Below are 22,421 nucleotides of genomic sequence, written 5' to 3'. Positions count from 1 at the left end.
CCGCCTTCCCAGGTCAGGGTTGGCCCGCCTGTTCCCCTCGCAGCCCACGGATGGCGCGCAGGGCATCGGCGTAATCAAAATCGTGAATCTGCCTGCCCAGCCTGCGGGCCTGCTCGCCAAAGGCCGCCAGCAGCTGCGGTTGCGCCTGGTCGAACACCTCGTTGGCCGACGTGTCGTCGCGGCCGAGCAGCGACTCCAGGGCGGCCAGGACTTCCTCCACCTGTTGCCGGTCGACCACGGCCGCCTCGGCCACCGAAGGGACGCTCTTGGCAAGCTCCCGCACCGTTCCCACCAGGTCGGTCAACGCCGCGCCCACCAGATCGATGCGGTTGCGCAGGCTGGCGGTGTCGGAGCCGCCGTGTGCCAGTCGTTCCAGATCGGCGGCCAGCTGTTCGATCCTGCGGGCGCCGAGGGTGCCGGCCGCTCCCTTGAGCGCGTGCGCGGTCTGGCGGATGGCCCCGAACGCGCCGCTTTTCGCCTGCCGCGCCAGCTCTATGCCGTCCTGACCGTGCTGATCGACAAATTGGCGCAGCACCTGCACATACCGGGAAGCGTCCCCCCTGAGCAGCTTCAGGCCGGCCGTGGCCTCCAGGCCGTCAACGGCCTGGAGCCGGGCCAGCAGATCCGTTTGCCGCAGGCGGGCATCGCCGGGGAGCAGCGGGGGATCGCCTCCAGCAGCGGCCGGCAGGTCCTGGCGCGGCGGCAGCCATTTGATCAGCAGTTCATGGAGCTTGGCCAGTTCGATCGGTTTGGCGATGTGATCGTTCATGCCGGCCCGCAGGCTTTGTTCCCGATCCTCGTTGAAGGCATTGGCGGTCATGGCCAAGATGGGGAGCGAGCGGCCGCCGGGCAACCGGCGGATGGCCGCGGTGGCCTGCAACCCGTTCATGATCGGCATCTGGATGTCCATCAGCACCAGGTCAAAGGAGGTCTTGTCCACCATCTCGACCGCGGATTTGCCATTGTCGGCGTGGCTCACCCGCATGCCCATGCCTTCCAGCAGCAGGCAGGCCACCTCCTGGTTGACCATGTTATCCTCGACCAGCAGGATGTGGGCGCCGCGCCGTCTGGCCAGTTCCCGTTCGGTTGCGGACAGGGGCGGTTCCCGCCGCGCCACGGGTGGCACCGTTTCCGCCAGGGCGTCATGGAGCAGTGAAGGGGTGACGGGTTTGGCGAGCACCTTGCAGGCCCCGCTCCGGGCAACCGCCTCCCCCGGCACCTGACCGCCATAGGCGGCGATCATGACCAGGGGCGGCCGCCGGGCTTGGTCGAGGTTCCGCACCCGGTGCAGGATTTCCAGGCCGCTCATCCCCGCCAGGTGCCAATCGACGATCAGGAGATCGTACTTCCCCGTTTCCCCGAATCCGCGCCTGAGTTCGTCGAGTCCGCCTGCACCGGAGGCCGCCGTTGTCACCCGCATGCCCAGTGTGCGCAGCATGGCGGCGAGAATCTCCCGCGACGCCTGGCAATCGTCGATGACCAGCGCCCGCAGGGCCGCAAACCCTTCGCCTGTGCCCATCGCGGCAGGCGCTTGCGGTGATACCTCGAAGGGAATCTCCAGCCAGCACAGCGTGCCGTGACCGAGTTCGCTTTCCACGCCCATGCGGCCGCCCATCAGTTCGACCAGTTGCCGGCTGATGGTCAGCCCCAGGCCCGTGCCGCCGAATCGGCGGGTCATGGAGCTGTCCGCCTGTTCAAAGGGCAGGAAGGCCCGTTCCACCTGCTCGGCGCTCATGCCGATGCCCGTGTCCCTGATCTCGAAACGCAGGACCGGCCTGTCCTCCCTGGCATCGACAACGCGGACCGTGATGTCGACCGCCCCCTGTTCGGTGAACTTGATGGCGTTGCTGACGACATTGAGCAGGATCTGACCCAGGCGGGACCCGTCGCCGCGCAGCATGGACGGCACATGGTCGAGATCGACGAACAGCTCCAGATGTTTCGCCAAAACCGAATCCGCGACCAGGGCGGCGATCCGGTCGATGATCCGCGCCAGATCGAAATCTTCGACGCCGAGCTCCATTTTGTTGGCTTCGATCTTGGAGATGTCGAGAATGTCGTTGATGATGTTGAGCAGATGGTGGGTGGCGGCGGAGAGTTTCTCCAATTGGGCCAACTGCGAGGGGGTGAGGGGATCGCGCTTGATCAGGTGGGCAAAGCCGAGGATGGCATTCATCGGCGTGCGGATCTCGTGGCTCATGTTGGCCAGGAATTCCGATTTGGCCCGGGTCGCCGCCTCGGCCCGTTCCTTGGCCGCGTGCAAGGCCGCCGAGGCCTCGCGTTCATCGGTGATGTCCTCGAGCATGCCCACCAGTCCTTTGCTGAGGTCCCCGGGGGCAAGGGCCTGGGCCGTCATCCGCGCCCAGAAGCGGCTGCCATCCTGACGCACGAGCTGGCGCTCGGCGTGAAATAGGGCCTGTTCCTTGAGCGCATGGGCAATGGTGCGGCCGATCTCCTGGTATTCGGCCTCGCTTTCGTACCAGGGGAGAGTGCTGGTTCCGGCCATGGCACCGGGCGCATGACCGAAAATCTCCTCGAGTTTGCGGTTGCAGCGGACGACCGTCCGGTCCTTGATAAAGCAGATGCCCACGGGCGCGGCATTGAGGATCGCCTGCTGCTCCTCGGCAACGGTGCGCAACTCCAGTTCGATGCGCTTGTGGGTGGTGAGGTCGGTGTGGACCCCCACCACCCGCAGGGGACGGCCGTCAGGGGCGCGGGCCACCACCTTGCCCCGGCTCAGCACCCAGAGCGAGCGGCCGTCCTTGGTGCGAGAACGGTATTCGAGCTCAAAGCCGCCTTCCTCGGCAATCCGCCGGTAGGCCTCGGCCGATACCCATGCGCGATCGTCGGGATGGACCAATTCGTGCCAGCTTTGGATGTGGGGCACAAGTTCCCCAGGGGTATATCCCAGCATGGTGAAAAAGGAGGGGCTGCAGTACACTCGGCCGGTATCGAGATCCCAGTCCCACAAACCGTCGTTGGAGGCCTCAAGGGCAAAGGCGTGGCGCTCCTCGCTCACGCGCAGCCGCTCGTTGACCGCGTTGAGTTCGGCGGCGCGCGCGGCCGCCAATTCCAGGGCAATGCCGAGATTGCCGGCAAGGCGGGCAAACAGCTCGATGTGCTGATCGTCGAATCGGTGCTTGTCCTGGGCGTGGATATGGAGGACGATGCGCGGCTCGTCGTCGATCAGAACGGGAAAGGCGGCGGACGAGGGGTGGGTGGCGCCGGTGGCGGCATCCTCGGGGCTGCGGTCGATGGGCCGCGTTTCCATGGCCTGGTCATCAAGCTGGGTCGTGCCGGCGCGCAGGGCTCGGGCCGCGGGTGACACGCCGGCGAGCGACAGGTCGAGCCGGGCCAGGGCGTCGTCGTCCAATCCCACCCGGGCCAGGACCGCTATCTGTCCATTTGCATTGGCCTGGCCGATCCAGGCGGCGTCGAATCCGCCCTCATTCACTACGATGTGGCAGATTTCCGCGAACAGCCGTTCGGGATCGCGAACACGGGCAATGGCCTCGTTGCTGTGGCCGAGCATGGCATACACCCGGTTGAGGCGCTCAAGCCGGAACTGGTCTTCCATCTGCCGGGTGATGTCCTGGGTCGTGCCCAGGGCCTGGATTGGTTTTCCCTGGCCATCGAATTCGATGCTGGCCCGCTCCTCGAGCCATTTGACCACGCCGCCGACCAGGATTCGATGACGAACCCGGTAGGGCGCGCCTTGGCGGGCAATACGCCATTGCTGCTCGATCAGGGGGCGGTCCTCGGGCGGAACCATCCGGTTAAAGGCTTCGATCGAGCGCATGGACCCCTCGGGCGCGTCGAAGATGCGGTAGGTTTCGTCGGACAGCGACAGGGTCCGGGTGGCGAAGTCAAAATGCCAGTACCCGGTCTGGGCCACTTCCTGGGCCTGTTTGAGAAGCTGCTCGCTGCGGTGCAGCGATTGGACCACTTGCAGCCGCTCGTCGGTGAGCAGCACCATGCCCAGCTGATCGGCGACCTGGCAGCCAAAAGCGATTTCATCCGCCTCCCAATAGTGGGGACGGCGGACATGTTCGAAGCAGATCACCCCCCGGGTGCGGCCGCCGGATACAATGCCGCAGTCCAGCAGGGAAGTGATGCCCAGGGGCGTCAGGTAGGCAGGGCCATAGGCTGCGGTTCGTGGATCGCTCAGCGGGTCGCTGGCGGCCACGAACCGGCGGGTGGCGAGTTCGGGCAGTTCGCGGCGGAACATTTCCCCGTGCAGGATCTGGCCCCGGGTGTGGGTGCGGCTGGCCTGCTCGTAGAGGTCGAGGCAAATGAGCTGGCCGGCCGCATCGTCTGTCTCCCTAAACATCCAGACCGAAACCCGGGCGATATCGAGGGACTCGGCCAACAGCTCGGTCACCTCGCGGGCAAAGGCCGGCAGGTCGCCATCGATGGCGGTTTGGGCGGTGGACAGACGGCCGAGCAGCTGGTTGTGCAGCTGGAGGCGTTCGGTGCGGGCACGCAGTTGGGCGCGTTCCTGCTGCAGGGCCTGTTCGGCCTGGCGGCGTTGACTGATGTCGGTGATCACGCTCAGCAGGGCCGGCTGGGTGCCGTACTCCACCAGCGTCGATGACACCAGGGCGGGGAAGGCTCTGCCCTGACGATCCACAAACTCCTGTTCCCGTTCAACCACAAACCCGTCGTGCCGCAGGGTATCGAGCAGATCGGCCCGATCGGCGGGATGGTGATAGAACTGTTCGATCGACACCAGGCGGCACGTTTCCCCGTCCAGGCCGAACAGCTGCCTTGCCCGGACATTGCAGTACAGGAGGCGGCCGTCGTCCATGCGGGTGATCAGCAGGGGGCAGGGGGCCTGCTCCAGCATTGCGGTCCCCTGTTCGTTGTGCCTGTCATGAGCGGCTGGGATGTCCATCAGGTCAGGCCTCCGGGGCAGCGATCGGTGAGTCGGTGTTGAATGGCGACCAAGGTGTCGAGTTCGGCCTCGAAGGCCTCGACGATATCCGGATCGAAGTGGCGGTTCTTCTGCTCGCGGACCAGGGCCACGGCGGCTTCGACCGGCCAGGGCTTCTTGTAGACGCGCTCGGTGGTCAGGGCGTCGAACACGTCGGCCAGGGCCATCAAGCGGGCCGCCAGCGGGATGGCCTCCCCCGCCAGGCCATCGGGATAGCCGGAGCCGTCCCAGCGCTCGTGATGGCTGATGGCGATATCCTTGGCCACCTCAAGAAACATCAACGCTTCGGGTTTGGCCTGATCGGGTCTGTCCGCGTATTGGCGCAGGGTGGTGTTCATGGCCCGTTCAATGGCATTGCCGCCGATCCGGCAGTGGGTCTGCATGATGGCCCATTCCGCCGGCGTCAGCGGGCCGGGTTTGAGCAGGATACGGTCGGGAATGCCGATCTTGCCGATGTCGTGGAGCGGCGAAGCCTTGACGATGCGGGTCAGATTGAGTTCGTCCAGGTCGCGGGCGAAGCGCGGATGGGGCTGGAGGCGGCGGGCCAGGGTCTCCACGTAGGCCCGGGTGCGGGCAATATGGTTGCCGAGATCGGAATCCCGCGTTTCCGCCAGCTGGGCCATGGCCGCCAGACTGACATCCTGGATGAGCACGTTTTCCTGCATCCGCCGCGCCACCTCGGTTTCCAGCCAGGCATTGTGACTCTTCAGCCGGTCACGGGCCTGCTTGACCTCCACGTGGACCTGGACGCGGGAGAGCACCACCGCCGGTTTGATCGGCTTGGTGATGTAGTCCACCGCCCCCAGCCGCAGGCCGTGCTCCTCGTCGAGTTCATCGCTGAGCGCGGTGACGAAGATGACCGGAATATCCCTGGAGTGTTCATGCTGCCGCAAGCGGTGGAGCACGGAGAAGCCATCCATGCCGGGCATCATCACATCCAGGAGGATCAGATCCGGCCGGGGTTCGCGGATGGCCGCCGCCAGCGCCTGTTCGCCGGATTTGCAGGCGCGCACCGTATACAACGGCCGCAGCAGGTTGGCGAGCACCGCCAGGTTGGTCGGTTCGTCATCGACAACAAGGACAATGGGCGTTTCCATGGATGTCCCTTGGTCAGGCAACCGTGTGAGGCCGCGAAGGGGTGGTTTGGCCGCCGCTGTCCGCCGGCCGTTCCGGGGCGAGCAGCTCGGCCAGGCCCTGGCGCAGGTCGGCCAGCAGGTCGGCGGGCGGCAGGACCTGGGTGGTTCTGATGGCGGCGACGATCTCCTGGGCCATTCGTGCCCAGACCTCCAGGCCGCACTGCATCAGGGTGCCCTTGAGGGTGTGGGCGGCCCGGGCCACGCCATCGAGGTCGTCCGTCCGGAAGGCGTGATCGGCCGCGTCCAGGTGTTCGGCCATGCTGGTCCGCACCGCGGCGAGGATTTTTGCCACCTGGTCCGTTTCCAGGAGGGTGGTGGCCAGGAGATAGGCGGTCACCGCCTCGGCGGTCGGTTCCACGCTCTGGGGGACAGACACGGCCGGCGGCTGCTGCGGGGCGTCGACAGCCGCACGTGCGGCATCGTCCGGGCGGGACAGGGCCAGCGAACCGACCACCATGGTCAGTTGGTCGGGCTGGAACGGCTTGGTCACATAGGCGTCCATGCCGGCCTGGAGGCACATGTCGCGGTCGCCGTCCATGGCGTGGGCGGTCATGGCCATGATCGGCAGCCGACGGCCGGTCAGGCGGGCGGCGAGGGCCGGTCCCAGGTTGTCGGGCAACTCGACCGGAAGGGGGCGGCCCTGTTCGATGGCCCGGATCACCGTCGTGGTCGCCAAACCATCCATCACCGGCATCTGCACATCCATGAGCACGAGGTCGACAGGTTCGGCGGCCAGGGTGCGCAACGCCTCCAGGCCGTTGTCGGCGGTGGTGACCGCGTGGTTGCGTTCCAGGGTCATGGCGGCCACGTCCCGATTGACTTCGTTGTCATCGACCACCAGGATGCGCAGGCGGGACACAGCCGGAGCCGTGCCGGTTTCGTTGTCGGCCCCGTTCGCCTCGGCCGGCCACGCGCAGCGCGGGAAGGGGATGAGGCAGTGGAAGGTGCTGCCCTGGTTTTCCCGGCTTTCCGCCCAAAGGCGACCGTGCATCAGGGCGGCCAGCTGGGCGCTGATGGACAGCCCCAGGCCGGCGCCGCCATACTGCCGGCCATAGGAGTTATCCGCCTGTTCAAAGCGGTTGAAGATCAACTCCAGTTTTTCCGCCGGGATGCCGATGCCGGTGTCGGTGACCCGCAGATGGAGATAGACCCGGTTGTCGGCATCCTCCGCCTCTTCGGCAAAGGCCTCCAGGGTGATGGTGCCGGCCGGGGTGAACTTGACCGCGTTGCCGAGCAGGTTGAGCAGGATCTGCCGCAGCCGCAGGGCATCGCCGAGCAGGCAGTCGGGCAGGGCGGGGCCGAGGTGCAGCCGCAGATCCAAGCCCTTTTCGCTGGCCTGGGCGGCCAGGGTCGCAACCGAGGCCTCGACCAGCCGGCGCGGGTCGAACGGCTCCGTGGCCAGGGACAGCTGGCCGGCCTCCATCTTGGAAATGTCGAGAATGTCGTTGAGCAGGCCGAGCAGACTGTCGGCGGCGTGGGCCACGGTGGCGAGGAACCGCTGCCGTTTGTCGTCCTCCCGTGTGTGCATGGCCAGGTGGGTCATGCCGATGATCGCGTTCAGCGGCGTGCGGATCTCGTGGCTCATGTTGGCGAGAAACCGCGATTTGGCCCGATTGGCCGCCTCCGCTTCCTCCTTGGTGCGGAGCAGGGCCTCGGCCGTCTGCTTTCGTTCGGTGACGTCGTGGCCGACCCCGGCATACTCCACCAGGTTGCCCCGGTCGTCGAAGATCGCCCGATTGGTCCAGTGCAGCCAGCGAATCTCGCCGTCGGGCCGGACGAGGCGATGCTCGGAACGTGCCACCGGATGCGCCGGGCACAGCGTGTCCAGCAGCCGCAGCGCTGCCTCCGGGTTGTCCGGGGAGAGCATCTGGCGGCAATCAACGCCGTCGAGTTGGTCGCGCGGTCTGTCGAAATAGCGGCAGAAGGCTTCGTTGGCAAAGGTGATGTCGCCGGTGGGCAGATAGCGGCAGACCAGTTCGGTCTGGTCCTCGACAATGGCGCGGTACCGGGCCTCGCTGGCCTGCATGGCCCTGTTCTGTTCGGCCAGCTGCGCTTCCCGTTGCTGCAGGGTGGCGGCCATGTGGTTGAAGGCCCCGGCGAGATGGAGGTATTCGGAGGGCCCGGCAAGGACAATGCGGTGGTCGAGCGCCCCGTGGCCGATCTGCGTCACGCCCTGCTGCAACTGTTCGAGCGGGCCAAGGAACTGACGCTTGAGCAGCCAGGTGACCAGGACGGTGAGGGTGGCGGTGATGATCAGGGCGGCGATGAACAGGGTCCACAGCGCCCGCCAGCTGGCCGCATGGGCCTCCTCCAGGGGAAGCTCGGTGACCGCCATCCACGGGGTGCCGGGCACGGCGGCGATGGTGCCCACCACCCAGTGGCCGTTGAAGTTCTGATAGGTGCCCGACCAGCTGTCGACCGTGGTGCGGATCAGGTCGAGCAGGTGATGGTGATGGCCCTGTTCGTGGGCGCCTGGAATCAGGCGGGAGCCGCTGTGGGCGATGACCCGGCCTTCGCGGCTGACCAGATAGGAGATGCCGCCGCGGCCGAAATGGAGCTCTGCCACCAGCTGGCTGAAACGATCGACCCGCAGACGGCAGGCGATCACCCCGCCCCGGGAGGCGGGCACGGCAAAGACCGCGTAGGGCTCCGTGGCCGCGGACAACTGCATGTCGCCGATATAGGTGTCTCCCCGGCGGGCGGTGACGAACCAGTTGGCCTGGGCGACGGTGAACAGGTCGGCCAGCACCGGCGCATCGGTCGAGGCGCGGGCGAGAACCCGGCCGTCGGCATCGACCTGGATCAGCTCCTTGATGATCGGCTGCTCGCGCAGGAGCTGGGTCAGGGTGGCGCCCGTGTCCCCTGGTTGATCCCCCGCCAGCAGATCCACGGTGCGCAGCACCTCCTGCTGCCGCTGCATGAACTCGCCGACCGTGTGCACCACCCGCTGGGTTGCTTCGTGCTGGCGGCCGATCCAGCCTTGCCGTTCGGTGGTGCGCACCAGGAAAAAAATGCCGGCGAGACTGACGACCAGCAGCAGCCCCATGGCCGATCCGAACACCACCAGCAGTTGCCGCCGCAGGCTGCGGCCGAGGAAGCCGGCCGAGGGTTCGGCGGACACTTTTGGCACGGGCACGCGGTCCGGGTTCATGGCTGCCCGTCCAGGGCCGGAGGCGCGGCGAGGAAACGATCCCAGGCTCGCTGGTAGAGGGTTTCTCCTTCCCGGCTCAGGGGGCGATAAAAATGGGCCCGCCGCAGCGCCTCGGCCGGCGGGAAAATGACCGGATCGTTGCGCACCTCGGGCTTGATCAGGTCCAGGGCGGCCTCGTTGGCCGTGGGATAGCTGCGCTCGTTGACGATCTGGGCGCTGATCTCGGGGCGGAGCAGAAAATTGATGAACACCTCGGCGGTGTAGACGTTGGGGCTGCTGGCCGGGATCACATAGTTGTCACTCCACAGGGCGGTTCCTTCCTCGGGCAGGATGTAGGCCACCGCCGGGTTGGCCGCATGGGCCACCTGATAATCCATGGGCCAGCCCAGGAGAACAGGGGCGGAGCCGTCGAGCAGTTTGGCCACCGCCTTGGGCGTGTCGACCTCGACCCAGCGGACCTGGGGTTTCAGGGCGATCAACCGTTCCACGGCGGCATCGATCTCGCTCGGTTTCTCCGAATTCAGACTGTATCCGAGGGAAAGCAGGGTCAGGCCGAGCAGTTCCCTGCTTTGGGCGCGCATGGCCACCTTGCCCTGGAGGCGCGGCTGCCACAGATCACTCCAGCGGCGCACCGTCTGGCCAACGAGATCGGTGCGGACCAGCAGGCCGGTGGTGCCGTAATGATAGGGCACGGTGTAGCGGTTGCCCGGATCGGCGGCCAGATCGCGGAAATTGGCCGAGATGTTGCGAAAATTGGGGATGTGGCGGAAATTGAGCTCCTTGAGGCGGTTGGCCGCCACCAGAGGGGGAATGAACGGATTTTCCAGCACCGCCACGTCATACACCTTGCCGTCGAGGAGCGCGGCCACCGCTTCTTCCTGGGATTGGAAGGTCTGATAGACCACCTTGACCCCGAATTCCCGGGTGAAGGCCTCCAGCACCGACCGGGGGATATCATCGGGCCAGTTGTACAACGCCAGTTCCCGGGCCAGGCGGGGGGGCGCCGAGGACGGCTGGGGGTCGTCTGGCCGGCAGCCGGCCGCGAGACAGCCGCACAGCGCCAGCACACAGCAATGGAGGATCCAGCGGGACAACAGCATGGGCTTGTTCTCCTTGAATATCGGCCTGCCGGAGGCTCGGTCAGGCGCGGGTGATGATTCTTACGCCCCGGCGTCCAGCACCCGGCGGACCGCCTCCGCCAGCTTGTTGACCGTGATCGGCTTGAGCAGCATCTCGCGCACGCCCAAGGGGGCGAGATCGGTCGTGGTCATGCCCTCGTTGTGGCCGGTGCAGATGATCACCGGCGGCGGAGCGTCGAGTTCTTGCAGGTTGCGGGCCAGGTCCAGACCGGTGAGTTTGGGCATGGTCATGTCCGAAATCACCAGATCCACCTCGCCCTCGTGGGCGAGCAGATATCCAAGCGCCAGGTCGCTGTCGGTGAACCCGGTCACCAGATAGCCCAAGCCGCGCAGAATCTCGGTGCCGATGTCCACCAGAAATTCCTCGTCATCGACATAGACCACGTGCTCGCTGCCCGTGGGCACGGTCTGGGGAGCGGCTGGCGCCTTGTCCCCGGTTTCCTGGACGATCGGCAGATGAATGGTGAACCGGGTGCCCTGTCCGGGCTGGGAGGCAACCTGGATCAGGCCGTGCATCGAGCTGACGATGCCGTGCACCATCGCCAGGCCCAGGCCGGTGCCTTCTCCTTTCTTCTTGGTGGTGAAGAATGGATCGAAAATGCGGCCGAGCAGATGCTCCGGGATGCCCTCGCCGCTGTCGCTGACCTCGACCCGCACATATTCGCCGGGCCGCAGTTCCGGGTGGTCGCTGGTGAATTGGCTGTCGAGGGTCACGTCCTCCAGGCTGATGGTCAGGGTGCCGCCGCTCTCCTTCATCGCATGGCCGGCGTTGGTGCACAGGTTCATGAACACCTGGTGGATCTGAATCGGGTCGGCCAGAACCGTGGCCCGGGAATCGGAACGATGTTCGATGGCGATGGTGCTCGGCAGGCTGGCGCGGATCAGGTCGACCGCATCGTCGATCGTCTGTTGCAGCCGGATCGGCTGCGGTTCGCTTTCCGCCTGCCGGCTGAAGGTGAGAATCTTGTGGATCAGGGCCCTGGCCCGTTCTCCGGCCGAGAGGATATTGCGCAGCAGCTGCTGGTGGCGGGCCTGCGGCTGTTGCTCGAGGTCGCGGAGGATCAGTTCGGCATAGCCCATGATCCCGGCGAGAATGTTGTTGAAATCATGGGCGATGCCGCCGGCCATGGTGCCGATGGCCTCCAGCTTCTGCGCTTGGCGGACCTCCTGTTCAAGCAGCACCCGTTTGGTGTCGTCCATGACATATCCCCGGATGTGGATCAACTGCCCCTGTTCGTCGAATTCGCCGACGATGTTGCCGATACAGTAGATCGGCGAGCCGTCGCGGTGGCGGAGAATTTCCTCGTCGCGTATCAGTTTCCCGCTCTTGGTCAGGCGTTGCAGCTTGTCGGCGCGGTTGCCGGCGATGAAATAATGCTGGCGGAAGCTGACGCCCTTGACTTCATTCACCTCCTGGTAGCCGAGCATTTCGGCAAAGGCCCGGTTGCAGTCGAGAATCTGACCATCGATGTCGCCGAGGAACTTGCCGGTCAGGTCATCCTCGAAAAATTGTCGATATTTCAGCTCGTTGATTCGCAGTTTCTCTTGCACCTGCTTCAGGCCGCTGATGTCGATGAAGCTTTCGATCAGCAGCTGGCGGCCCTCCTTCTCGATCACCGCCACGCTCTTGAGCACCGGCAACAGACTGTTGTCGGCGCGCAGCAGGCTGCGCTCGCTCAGGTCAACCTGCTCGCCCCTATCCAGCACCGGGCAGTCGTGCTGCTGCTGCGGACAGGCAAACTGATGGCAGACCTGGCCGATCACCGCCTCGGGCGAACGGTTGAGCATGGCGGCCCCGGTCCTGTTGATCGACAGGATGTGGCGGTTTTCGGCATCGACGATCATGATCCCGCAGTGAATCGAATCGATGATGGTCTGCAGGTGCCGTTCGTTGTCCTCGCGCTGCCGCTGCAGCCAATGCAGCGATTCCAGCATGGTGTTGATCTGGATGGCGAGCTCGCCGATTTCGTCCTGGCTGCTCACCGTGACCCGGCCGTCGTGGCGGCCGCTGACGGCGATGGCGCCCACTTCGCTGGTCAGGCGGGTCAGGTGCCGCAGGATCCCCCTGTTCAGCAGCACCACCAGGACAAGGATGAACACCAGGCCAAGCAGGAGCGAGAACAGCGCATGCTGCCGCCACATGGTCACGCCCTGGCGAAAGAGCTTCCGTTCCTGGGCGATTTCAAACACCAGTCCGGGCCGGTCCGCCAGGTCGTTGATCAGCGCGTAGCCGTTGACGGTGCCGCCATCGGCCACGCGCACGGCAAACTGGCGGCTCAGGGGGGCGTGCGGTGGGCGGACGGCGGCCTCGGTGAACAGCTGCTGGTGGATCAGCGGGGCATGTGTCCGGACAGCCAACTGGGTCTGGGCACTGATCTGGGCCACGACCTGTTTGTCAAGGTAGCGGCCGAACACCAGGGTGCCGAGGATGGGGCCTTCGAAGGTGCTGGTGACGATCGGCGCTGAGGCCACCAGGGCCATACCGGTGGGGGTGACCACCATGCCGGATGTCTGGTCCTTGGCCGAGGCGTGGCGGAACAGCGGGGGCAGTGCCTGGATGGCTTGGATCACCGCCGGGTCGCTGGCAGCGGCCTGCCCCGTGTCCAGGTTGTGGAACTGGCTGTGCACCAGGGAGCCGGCGGCGTTGAAAAAGAGCATGAAGTTGAGGTCCAGGGTCTGGAAGGGGTCCGGCCGAAGGTTTTTGTCCTTGTAGTCGTCGTTGAGCTGCTGGATGAACACGGCGGTCTCGTCCCAGGGCGCCCAATCGGACACCGAGGATTCGACCCGGTAGAGCTTGTTTTCCAGTTCTCTGACCACCCGTTCGAGGTTGACCGAGGTTTCCTCGCTCTCCAGGCTCTGGAAGCGGTCGACCACCAGGCCGTAGGAAAAGGCGATGAAGCCGGCCGTGAGGCCGCAGACCGACAGGCTGATGAGCAACAGGGTCTTGGCGAGAATGCCGGGATGGGTGGGGTTCATAGGCGCACAACCCAAGGGAAGAGTGGAGTGGGGGGCGATACCGGTCCGCTTGCCGCCTGTCCATGGCGGTCCGCCGGTTTGGCCTGGAACGCGCGGCCGCCTGTGCCTGCCGGGCTGCTTTTGGTGGTGATCGTACCTGATTGCATCATTTCTTCCAACAGCTTGTCACGATGAGCAGTTATCCGATGGCCGACCCCGCTCAGGGGTGCGCGAGAGCCCGGCGCATGGCCTGGGCCAGTTCGACCACCGTGTAGGGTTTTTTCACATAGCCCCGCGCTCCGAGCCGCAAGGCTTCGGCGATCCGCTGGTTTTCGGCATAGCCGCTGACGATGAGCACCTTCTGCTCGGGCGCATGGGCCAGGATCTGCCGGTAGGTGTCCAGGCCGTCCATGCCCTGCCCGAGGATCATGTCGAGCAGGACGAGATCGAACCGGTCCTGTTTGAGCAGTTCCATCCCCTGTTCGCCGCTGGCGGCCGCCACGGCGGTGTAGCCTAGTTCCTTGAGGGTGACCAGGACGAGCTCGCGCTGCTCCGCAGAGTCATCGACGATCAGCACCCGCTCGTGTGGGCCGGGACTTTCGATGGTGGCCACCGGTTGCCGGGGCTCAGGGCGCGGCATCGCGTCGGTGACGGGGAAGAACAGGGAAAAGCGGTTGCCCGTATCCGCCCGGCTCTCGCAGTCCACGAAGCCATCGTGGTCCTTGACCGTGCCCCAGACCACGGCCATGCCCAGGCCGGTTCCGCCCCGGCCCATTTTCTTGCTGGTGTGGAAGGGCTCGAAGATCCGTGTCAGGTCATGCGGCGCAAGGGCGGCGCCCTGGTCGTGGACCTCGAGCACCACATAACGGCCCGGCTCGATTTGTTCGTAGAGGGCCAGCGGCGCCTCGATAGGCCGGTTGGCGGTGGCCAGGTGGATGATTCCTGCCTGGGGCATCGATTCGGCGGCGTTGTTCACCAGATTGGCCACGGTCTTGGCCAGGTGGAGCGGCGAGCCGAGAATGGGGGACAGGTCGGGGCCGAGGTCGACGCGCAGCTCCAGTCCGGGCCGGCGCTTGCACAGTTGCTGGTATTCCTGGCCACGGAGGTACTCCTCGACCACGGCGTTGAGCGAGACCGGCTGCTTGGTGGCGATGCCGCGCCGGGCCAGGATCAGCAGATCTTGGATGGTGGCCGCCGCCTTCTCGCCGGAGAGCTTGATGGAGCGCAGCGGCTTGACCAGCGGGCTGTCATCGGGCAGTTTGAGCAGCAGCAGGTCCGGATAGGTGATGATGCCCGAGAGGATGTTGTTGAGGTCGTGGGCAACCCCGCCGGCCAGGGTGCCGATCAGCTCCAGTTTTTCCACCCGGGCCAGCCGTTCCTCCATCTGTTTGCGTTCGATGATCGCGCTCTCCAGCTCCCGGCTCCGCTCGGCGACCAGCTGTTCGAGATGTTCCTGATGATAGGCGAGCATCTGTTCGCTGTCGCTGCGCAGGCGGATTTCCTTGTTGAGGGCGGCGATGTTTGTCTGCAGCTGGCCGATCATTTCGTTGAACGAGGCGATCACCAGCGAAACCTCGTCCTCCTGGGCGTCGTCCAAGGCAATGCGGCTGTTCAGGTCGCCCTCCTTGACCTGGGCGATCACCGGCAGCATGGCCCGTATCCGGCGGGTGATCAGGCGGCGGAACAGGGCGAGGCTGACCAGGGAAAGGCCGGCCAGCACCACCAGGGAGGCGACGATGCTGATCTGTCCCGCCCGGAGGAACGGCCGCAGGGAGGCGTCCAGCGGCTGATTGACCGCCAGGGACCAGTCGGCGTGATGCAATCGCCGGAAGGCGGTCAGGGTTTCGGTGTTGTCGATGGGCTGGGAGAAGACGCCCTCGCCGCCGCCGGTGATCCGTTGGGCGAAGTTGCCGAACCGGGACAGGGTTTGCTCGTTGTCCCGGGAACTGGCGATGACTTGGCCGCTGCTGTCGGCGAGCAGGGCGAACCCGTTGGGGATCAATTTGAAATCGTTGATGAACAGGCGTTTAAGCGTCGCCAGGTCGACCATGCCGCCAACCAGGCCGATCGTCCGGCCGCCGGCGGTGACCGGCGCGGTGATCGCGAACGACCGCTTGCCGCTGAGTCTGCTGACCAGAACCGGTGACACCACCTGGCTGCCCTCCAAGGTTTGCCGCACATAGGCCCGATCTCCTATTTCGAGGTCGGCGAGGGGCTGGGCCTGGTCGGCGGCAAAGGCGATGACCAGGCCCCGGGCATCGGTGAGGAACGAGGCTTCGTAAAACGGGTGGCCGGCCCGCTGGGTGTCGAGAAACCGGTGAGCCGCCCGCAGGTTCTCCTCGGGCGTGTCTCCTTCCTCCAGGGCCCTGACCACCGATTCCTGCCGGGACCAGAGGGTCAGGTCGATCAGCTGCGCCTGCAGCCAGCTGTCGATCAGTCGGGCCGCCAACAGTGTCTCCCGTTGCAGCCGTCTGCGCAATTCCTCCTGCGCCGCCTTGGCATTGAACGTCACCGCCGTCAACATGACCGCCACCCCGACCGCGATCGCGATCAGGGTGGGGACAAAGAACCGTTTGCCGAGGTTGGTGATCATGGCCGTGTCCGGTCGTTTGGCTGCAAGTGCGTGCAAAACCGCCGTGGTTGCTGGTTCATCGCTTGCCGTCCTACTCGGTCTTGAATTGGCCGACCATCTGGTTGAGCTGTTCGGCCAGGGCCGAGAGATCATGGGCGCTGGTGCTCACCTGGGAGCTGCTGGTGAACATCTCCCCGGCAATGGTGCTGACATCGCTGATTTCACGGGCGATCTCGGTGGCCACCACCGAGCTCTGGTTGACGTTCTCGTTGACCTCGTTGATCCCCTGGGCCATCTGATTGACGTTGCTGGCGATCTCCGCCGTGGCCGCGGTCTGCTCCTCCACCGCGGTGGCGATGCTGCCCACCACCTCGTTGACATCGGTGATGACCTCGTTGATCTCGGAAATCTGCTGCACGGTCCTGGCGGTGGTCCCCTGGATGGAGCCGACCTTGTCCTTGATGTCGTAGGTCGCGGCCGCGGTCTGCTTGGCCAGTTCCTTGATCTCGTTGGCCACGACCGCGAAGCCCCGGCCCGCTTCTCCGGCCCGCGCCGCCTCGATGGTGGCGTTGAGCGCCAGCAGGTTGACCTGCTCGGAGATTTCGGTGATGGTCTCGATCACCTTGCCGATCGACTTGGCCGATTCGCCCAGTTCGTTGATGTTGTTGGTGGCGTCATGGGCCTTCTTGGCGGCGTTGTCGGAAATGACCCGCGCCTTTTCCGCGTGCTGGGCAATCTCGCCGATGGTCGAGGACATCTCCTCCGAGGCGGTGGCCACGATGTTGGTGTTGGTGGTCGACTGTTCCATGGCCGCGGCCACGTTGTTCATGTTGGCGCTCATTTCCTCGGCGGCGGTGGCCACGGTGTTGGCTTTGTTCGAGGCCTGCTGCGAGCCCTGGTTCATCTGTTCGGAGATTTGGGACAGCTCGGTCGAGGACGAGGACAGGGTGTGCACCCCGGCGGCCACGTCGCGGATGATATGCTGCAATTTGTCGATGAAGACGTTGAACCAGGTGGCCAGTTCGCCGACCTCGTCCTTGGAGACGACCGCCAGGCGCATGGTCAAATCGCCTTCGCCCTGGGCAATGTCCTTGAGCCCGGCCACGGCGGCATTGATCGGCCGCACGATCCGGCGGATGGACACGATCAGGATCAGGGTCACGAGCACCAGGGCCACGCCGATCACGGTCAGGGTGACGTCACGGATGCGGGTCGAGGCGAGCAGGAATTCCTCCGCGTTCTGGGTGACGGCCACCGACCAGCCGTTCACTCCCACCGGGGCGCAGCCGGCGATCTTGTCAAGGCCGGTGAACACGTACTCGGCCACGCCGCTCTTGCCGGAGAGCATGAGCTCGTTGATGCCGGCCATTTCCTTGATGGTGGTGACATCGAGCTTGAGGACATGCTCGGCCTTGGGATGGGCCAGGATGATGCCCTCCTTGTTGGTCATGTAGGCATAACCGGTGGTGCCGACCTTGCGTTCGGCCACCAGGCGGGTGAAGTAGTCGGCCTTGAGCACCAGGCCGACCGCGCCGAGGAACGGGGTGCTGGCGGAACGGACCGGCGCGGCGAGGGGCACCACCGGCTGGGAAGTGGCTTGGGAGCGGAGCATGTCGCCGATGGCGGCTTCGCCCTTCTGTTTGGCCTGCCTGAAGTCCATGTTCTCCGCCACCGATACCCTGCCGTACTCCTCGCCGCTGTCGAGCACGCCGGTGAGGATCTGACCGCTGGCGTCGGTGATGTAGATGCCCTGATACTGGCCGCTTTCATTGAGTATCTTGAAGCGCCCCTGCATGTAGGTGAACATGGCTTTCTGGATTTCCTTGGCCTCCTCGCCGCTCGCACCCGCCAGTTTTTCCAGGCTGGTGCGCAGCATCTGCGCGTCGCCCAGGGCCGCGACCGTCTCCTTTTCGGCGTGCATCAGATTGCCGACCAGCAGGGCCATGTCGCCGGCCATGGTCTGGGCCTTTTCCTTGGATAGCTCCATCAGGGCGTTGGACGACTTGGTCACCGAGAAGTACCCGACGATCAGCAGGGGCACGAGCACCGACAGCAAGCCGGTGGTCAGCAGTTTGAACTGAATGGAATGTACATTGATTTTCATCGACAAACCTCCTGGCGTGTATGGGAGAGAGCTGGCGGCAGGGGCCAGCGGAATACGGTTGCCCAGGAAAAGCGAGAAACGTGCCAGAATGGCTGGTTTGTTTTGTTGGTTAAAATCGAATGGTTGCTTCGATGGGTCGAGAGGTGGGGGTGCGGAGGTGATCCTGTTGTCCGGGATTTTCGGACAAGCAATGGGTGGGCGGTCCGATTATTCCGGACGGGATTCGGCAGCGCAGCCCAGACCGTGGGCTTTGAGCAAATCGTAGAGGCGGGAGCGGCTCAGGCCGGAAACGGCGCAGGCCCGGGCGATGTCGCCGGCGGCCTCGCGGAGCAGCCGCCGCAGGTATTGAACTTCGAGGTCAGCGGTGACCTGCCGCCGATACTCTTTGAAGGGGGGCAGCGGTTCCGGCGCGGGGAACGAGGGGGGCTGGCCGTGGTCGGCGGTGGAAACCTCGGCGGCGGAGGGGTCGCTTTTGCGCGAAACCATCGTGCGGATGCGGCACAGCCGGATCTCCGGCGGCAGATGGATGGGGTAGAGAACCGGATCGGTGGGATCGGCGATGATCGCCCGTTCGAGAATGTTTTCCAGCTCGCGGACATTGCCCGGCCAAGGGTAAGCGGCCAGGGTGGCCAGGGTTTCGGGAACCACGCCCTTGATCGGCAGCCGGTTGCGGCGGCAGATGGTGAACACGAAACTCATCACCAGTTTCTCGATATCCCCCTCGCGTTCCCGCAGGGGCGGCAGGTGGATGGTGAAGGTGTTGAGACGGAAAAAAAGATCGCTGCGGAATTGTCCCTGGCGGACCATGGCCGGCAGATCGCGGTTGGTGGCGGCAATCAGGCGGAAATTGCTTTTCTGTTCCCGGTCCTTGCCCACCGGGCGGAACACCCGTTCCTGGAGCACGCGGAGAAAATTTTTCTGGGTTTCCAGCGGCAGTTCGCCGGCCTCATCGAGAAACAGGGTGCCGCCATCCGCCTGTTCGATCAGGCCCTTGCTGTCGCTATTGGCGCCGGTGAAGGCCCCCTTGACGTGGCCGAAGAGGATGCTTTCCACCAGGGTTTCCGGCAGGCTGGCGCAATCGACCACGACAAAGGGCCCGGCTGCCCGTTGGCTGTTGGCATGGATGGCCCGGGCGAACAGTTCCTTGCCGGTGCCGGTTTCGCCGGTGATCAGCACCCCGGATTCGGTGGCGGCGCAATGGGCCACCTGGTCGAGGCAGGCGGAGATGGCCTTGCTCTTGCCGACGATTTCGTCGCGCTTGAGGCTGATCTGGGCGGTTCGCTGGATTTTTTTTTCGTGATATTCCAAGGCCCGCCGGATATGAAGGACAATCTCCTGACGGGCGAGCGGTTTTTGCAGGTAATCCCAGGCGCCGTTTTTGATCGCCAGTTCGGCGCCGTTGGCGTCGCCCATGCCGGTGATGATGATCACCTCCGGCGAGGAAGGCAGCCCCTGGATGAAGGGCAGGGAATCGAGGCCATTGCCGTCGGGCAGACTGACATCGAGAAACACCAGGTCAAACGGTCGTTCGGCGAGCACGGATCGGCCTTCCTCGATGGTGCCGGCGAGTTCGGCCTCATGGCCCAGCTGCTTGCAGTGTTCGGCGAGAAGAACGCGGAACACCGCGTCGTCATCGATGATGGCTATTTTTCCCATGATGGTTGGATCCGTTGCCCACGTTGCCGGTGTTGGCGCGTCCGTTCCGCCGCCGGTCCGCCCGTTGCCATGGCGTTGTGCGCTGAGTGCGGCCGCACGGCTATTCGCTCCTGGCCAGCAGGGGAGCCATTCCCCGCTTCAGTCCGGCCACCATTTCGGCGAACGGCAGCTCCTGGCCCGCCCTGACGCCGCTGTGGATTTCCTGGGCTTTTTCCGCCCAATCGGTGAGACCGCACTGGAGGAACGTGCCCTTGAGGGTGTGAACCACTCGGCCAAGGGCGGGGTAATCCGCCTGGTGCAGGGCTTCGTCGGCCTGGGCCAGGTTGACGGCGATGCTTCGGATCGAGGCCGTGAGGATTTTTTCGATCTGTTCGGGATGCAGCAGGGTCGCGGCGTGCAGATACTGCCGCATCGCCTCCAGCTTGGGCTCGGGGGGCAGGGGCGGCAATGGGGAGTTCTCCCTGTGCTCCATCGGTGTTCCTCCGTCATGGTAAGTGGGGTGCATTGGCCGCCAAGGTCACGCGCCTCGGGTGACGACTCTGAACAAATCCTAGGAGAAAAAGTGAAATCTGGCAAGGGGATAAGTCGTCTTTTGCGGCCAGGGGCAACCGGCCAGCGGCTGAGCGGTCAATGGGTTTTTTTGCCAAGGGAAAAGGGCGCGCCAAGCATTCGGTGCAAAACCGGGGAGCGAGAAGGAAACCATGGATAATTTCATCGCCACACTGGTGTATCTGCTCATCGGCATGGGGCTGCGCCGCATTCCCGGATTCCATCGGGACACGGGCATGGTCCTCAATGCCTTTGTCATCTTCATCTCCATGCCGGCCATGGTGATGCTCAAGGTGCCGCAGTTGACCTTCTCCGCCGATTTGCTGATCCTGACCCTGATGCCCTGGGGCACCCTGGCCCTCGCTGCGCTGCTGGTGCTGGCCGCCTCGCGGCTGTGTGCCTGGGACCGGGCGACCACCGGCTGCCTGCTGTTGCTCGCTCCCCTGCCCAATGCCTCCTTCCTCGGCATTCCCATGGTCCGGGCCTTTTTTGGCGAACAGGCTATTCCCTATGCCGTGATTTACGATCAATTCGGCTCGTTCATCGCCCTGTCGACCTACGGGTTCTTGATTCTGGCCATGTACGGTGCGGACGGCAGCCGGCCGACCATCAAAACCATGCTGTGCAAGATCGTGCTGTTTCCGCCTTTTGTCGCCCTGGTCTGTGCCCTGCTGCTTCGCGGCATCCCCTACCCGCCTCTGGCGGGATTCATTCTGCACAGTCTGGCCGAGACCCTGGTGCCGGTGGTGATGGTGGCGGTGGGTTTTCAACTGACCCTACGGTTGAATCGCGCCATGCTCGGCCAGTTGTCCACCGGCTTGCTGATCAAATTGGTGGCCGCGCCCCTGGCAGGCTTGATGGCCTGCCGTCTGCTCGGGCTTGATGGCGAGGTGGTGCGGGTGGCGATTGTGGAAGCCGGCATGCCGCCCATGGTGGCGGCCGGAGCCATGGCCATGCTGGCCAACCTGGCGCCGCGACTGGCCGCTGCCCTGGTCGGGGTGGGCGTGGTGCTCAGTTTTGCGACTCTGCCCCTGCTGTATCGGCTGTTGTGAGCGGTGAACCCGGCGGCGGAGACGAGTCCGTTTGGCCTACGGCAACGAACCGGGGACATTGCCCGAACGATGCGCGCCCGGCCCTGAAACGGGAAACCTCGCCCCCGGTGCGGCATGGCGCCGCCCCGGAAGCGAGGGGAGAGGATCGGGAGAGGGATCAGAACGTGTAGGTCAGGCTGACACCGCCAAACACCGTGGTATCGACCGTTTCGTCGGGCAGGGCGTCATCGTCCATGGAGTCGGTGTAGTTGATGCTGGCCCCTAGGCCAAAGGCATCGGTAACCATGTACTTGACCGAAGCGGTGAGCAGATAGTTGAAAAATCCGCTGTCCGTACCTCCGGCATAGAATTCGGTGAAGTCCTCGCCGGCATAGCTGATCAGGCCGCTGAGTCCCACGGTGGTCTTGTCGTTGATGCTGTAGCTGTATCCCAATCCCGCGGTGAGGTAGAAATCGTCGACCTGGTCAAAGTCATAGTACACTTTCGTTGACAGGGCAAAGCCATGGCCCAGGTCATAGCCCAGGCCGGCAAAGATTTCACTCGTGCTTTCGGCGCCATTGGGAAAGAGATATTCAATCACCCCGAGGCTGACGTCGACGGCCCCGAGCTTGAACGCATAGGAGGCGGTCAGGTCAACCTCGGAAAATTCGCCGTCGTCGAGAGTGTCGTTATAGTCGTCGAGGTCGAGGTTGCCCCAGACATTGAAGGCAAAGCCGTTGGCCGAGACATCCATGCTCGGCTGGAGGACAAACCCGTCATTGAAGGTCAGGCCACGCCACACATAGGCGCTGTTGACATCGAGAGCGGCAGTGGCCGTGGCGGCGCTGGCGGGGGATGGCGCGGCGGCCGCCGTGCCCAGAGCGGCCACGGCGGCGATGGATAACAGTCGTTTCATGTTTCTCTCCTTTTTTGCGATGATGGAACAAGACTGGCCACCATCCCATTGGATTCAGCCGGAGCCTTTCCGTTCCGGCGACGGAAAAGAACGGATTCTCCAGCACTGTCCGGGGACGATGGATGTGTTTGTCTTGTTCTTATCAATTTTAATGCCACTTTTTAAATTTATAATTTTATTAATTATTATTATATAGTTATATAAAATGCAGGCGAGTTTTATCGGCAAAAATGAAAATTTTGTCACAAAAAGATCATTGTTTTATTCAATGTTGTACAA

At 64.5% G+C, this 22,421-nt stretch carries 11 protein-coding genes; 1 reads left to right on the top strand and 10 read right to left on the bottom strand.

Features of this window, described 5'->3' with window-relative positions:
• Positions 1-13: 13 nt before the first annotated feature.
• The 9 genes from DESPR_RS17445 to DESPR_RS12560 form a co-directional block, all read right to left on the bottom strand.
• Positions 14-4,894 carry a PAS domain S-box protein gene (locus DESPR_RS17445; protein ID WP_015725178.1) on the bottom strand — a complete coding sequence of 1,627 codons (4,881 nt, stop codon included), beginning with the start codon at positions 4,892-4,894 and terminating at the stop codon, positions 14-16.
• A complete protein-coding gene (locus DESPR_RS12595; protein WP_015725177.1) occupies positions 4,894-6,030 on the bottom strand; it encodes a response regulator in 1,137 nt (378 codons plus the stop codon). The genes DESPR_RS17445 and DESPR_RS12595 overlap by 1 nt, the downstream gene beginning before the upstream one ends.
• A 13-nt stretch (positions 6,031-6,043) precedes the next feature.
• On the bottom strand, positions 6,044-9,220 hold the full coding sequence (locus DESPR_RS17440; RefSeq protein WP_015725176.1) for an ATP-binding protein: 3,177 nt from the start codon (positions 9,218-9,220) through the stop codon (positions 6,044-6,046).
• Positions 9,217-10,320, bottom strand: a complete 1,104-nt coding sequence (locus tag DESPR_RS12585; RefSeq protein ID WP_015725175.1) for a polyamine ABC transporter substrate-binding protein — start codon at positions 10,318-10,320, stop codon at positions 9,217-9,219. The genes DESPR_RS17440 and DESPR_RS12585 overlap by 4 nt, the downstream gene beginning before the upstream one ends.
• A gap of 60 nt (positions 10,321-10,380) precedes the next feature.
• Positions 10,381-13,335 carry a CHASE4 domain-containing protein gene (locus DESPR_RS17435; RefSeq protein WP_015725174.1) on the bottom strand — a complete coding sequence of 985 codons (2,955 nt, stop codon included), beginning with the start codon at positions 13,333-13,335 and terminating at the stop codon, positions 10,381-10,383.
• A 199-nt stretch (positions 13,336-13,534) separates the two neighbouring features.
• Entirely contained in the window at positions 13,535-15,907 is a 2,373-nt protein-coding gene (locus DESPR_RS12575) for a response regulator (RefSeq protein ID WP_015725173.1), read from the bottom strand.
• 70 nt (positions 15,908-15,977) lie between these two features.
• A complete protein-coding gene (locus DESPR_RS12570) occupies positions 15,978-17,990 on the bottom strand; it encodes a methyl-accepting chemotaxis protein (protein ID WP_015725172.1) in 2,013 nt (670 codons plus the stop codon).
• A 207-nt stretch (positions 17,991-18,197) separates the two neighbouring features.
• Positions 18,198-19,646 carry a sigma-54-dependent transcriptional regulator gene (locus DESPR_RS12565; RefSeq protein WP_015725171.1) on the bottom strand — a complete coding sequence of 483 codons (1,449 nt, stop codon included), beginning with the start codon at positions 19,644-19,646 and terminating at the stop codon, positions 18,198-18,200.
• A 100-nt stretch (positions 19,647-19,746) separates the two neighbouring features.
• Positions 19,747-20,118 (bottom strand): Hpt domain-containing protein, encoded by a 372-nt coding sequence (locus tag DESPR_RS12560; protein ID WP_015725170.1) that lies wholly within the window; start codon positions 20,116-20,118, stop codon positions 19,747-19,749.
• A gap of 229 nt (positions 20,119-20,347) precedes the next feature.
• Between DESPR_RS12560 and DESPR_RS12555 the strand changes: the two genes are divergently transcribed.
• The gene (locus DESPR_RS12555; RefSeq protein WP_015725169.1) at positions 20,348-21,247 is read left to right on the top strand and encodes an AEC family transporter; all 900 of its coding nucleotides are present in this window, start codon (positions 20,348-20,350) and stop codon (positions 21,245-21,247) included.
• A gap of 157 nt (positions 21,248-21,404) precedes the next feature.
• On the opposite strand, the gene DESPR_RS12550 is transcribed toward DESPR_RS12555, so the two are convergent.
• On the bottom strand, positions 21,405-22,142 hold the full coding sequence (locus DESPR_RS12550; protein ID WP_015725168.1) for a TorF family putative porin: 738 nt from the start codon (positions 22,140-22,142) through the stop codon (positions 21,405-21,407).
• Between the last annotated feature and the right edge of the window lie 279 nt (positions 22,143-22,421).

This window comes from Desulfobulbus propionicus DSM 2032, from assembly GCF_000186885.1.
In the GTDB taxonomy this organism is placed as follows: Bacteria; Desulfobacterota; Desulfobulbia; order Desulfobulbales; family Desulfobulbaceae; genus Desulfobulbus; species Desulfobulbus propionicus.
This window is presented reverse-complemented; position numbering and strand designations above follow the sequence as displayed.

What these genes read in the sequence shown, in the direction of transcription:
- DESPR_RS17445 (WP_015725178.1), bottom strand. Translation starts at nt 4,894, where the DNA reads ATGGACATCCCAGCCGCTCATGACAGGCACAACGAACAGGGGACCGCA.
- DESPR_RS12595 (WP_015725177.1), bottom strand. Translation starts at nt 6,030, where the DNA reads ATGGAAACGCCCATTGTCCTTGTTGTCGATGACGAACCGACCAACCTG.
- DESPR_RS17440 (WP_015725176.1), bottom strand. Translation starts at nt 9,220, where the DNA reads ATGAACCCGGACCGCGTGCCCGTGCCAAAAGTGTCCGCCGAACCCTCG.
- DESPR_RS12585 (WP_015725175.1), bottom strand. Translation starts at nt 10,320, where the DNA reads ATGCTGTTGTCCCGCTGGATCCTCCATTGCTGTGTGCTGGCGCTGTGC.
- DESPR_RS17435 (WP_015725174.1), bottom strand. Translation starts at nt 13,335, where the DNA reads ATGAACCCCACCCATCCCGGCATTCTCGCCAAGACCCTGTTGCTCATC.
- DESPR_RS12575 (WP_015725173.1), bottom strand. Translation starts at nt 15,907, where the DNA reads ATGATCACCAACCTCGGCAAACGGTTCTTTGTCCCCACCCTGATCGCG.
- DESPR_RS12570 (WP_015725172.1), bottom strand. Translation starts at nt 17,990, where the DNA reads ATGAAAATCAATGTACATTCCATTCAGTTCAAACTGCTGACCACCGGC.
- DESPR_RS12565 (WP_015725171.1), bottom strand. Translation starts at nt 19,646, where the DNA reads ATGGGAAAAATAGCCATCATCGATGACGACGCGGTGTTCCGCGTTCTT.
- DESPR_RS12560 (WP_015725170.1), bottom strand. Translation starts at nt 20,118, where the DNA reads ATGGAGCACAGGGAGAACTCCCCATTGCCGCCCCTGCCCCCCGAGCCC.
- DESPR_RS12555 (WP_015725169.1), top strand. Translation starts at nt 20,348, where the DNA reads ATGGATAATTTCATCGCCACACTGGTGTATCTGCTCATCGGCATGGGG.
- DESPR_RS12550 (WP_015725168.1), bottom strand. Translation starts at nt 22,142, where the DNA reads ATGAAACGACTGTTATCCATCGCCGCCGTGGCCGCTCTGGGCACGGCG.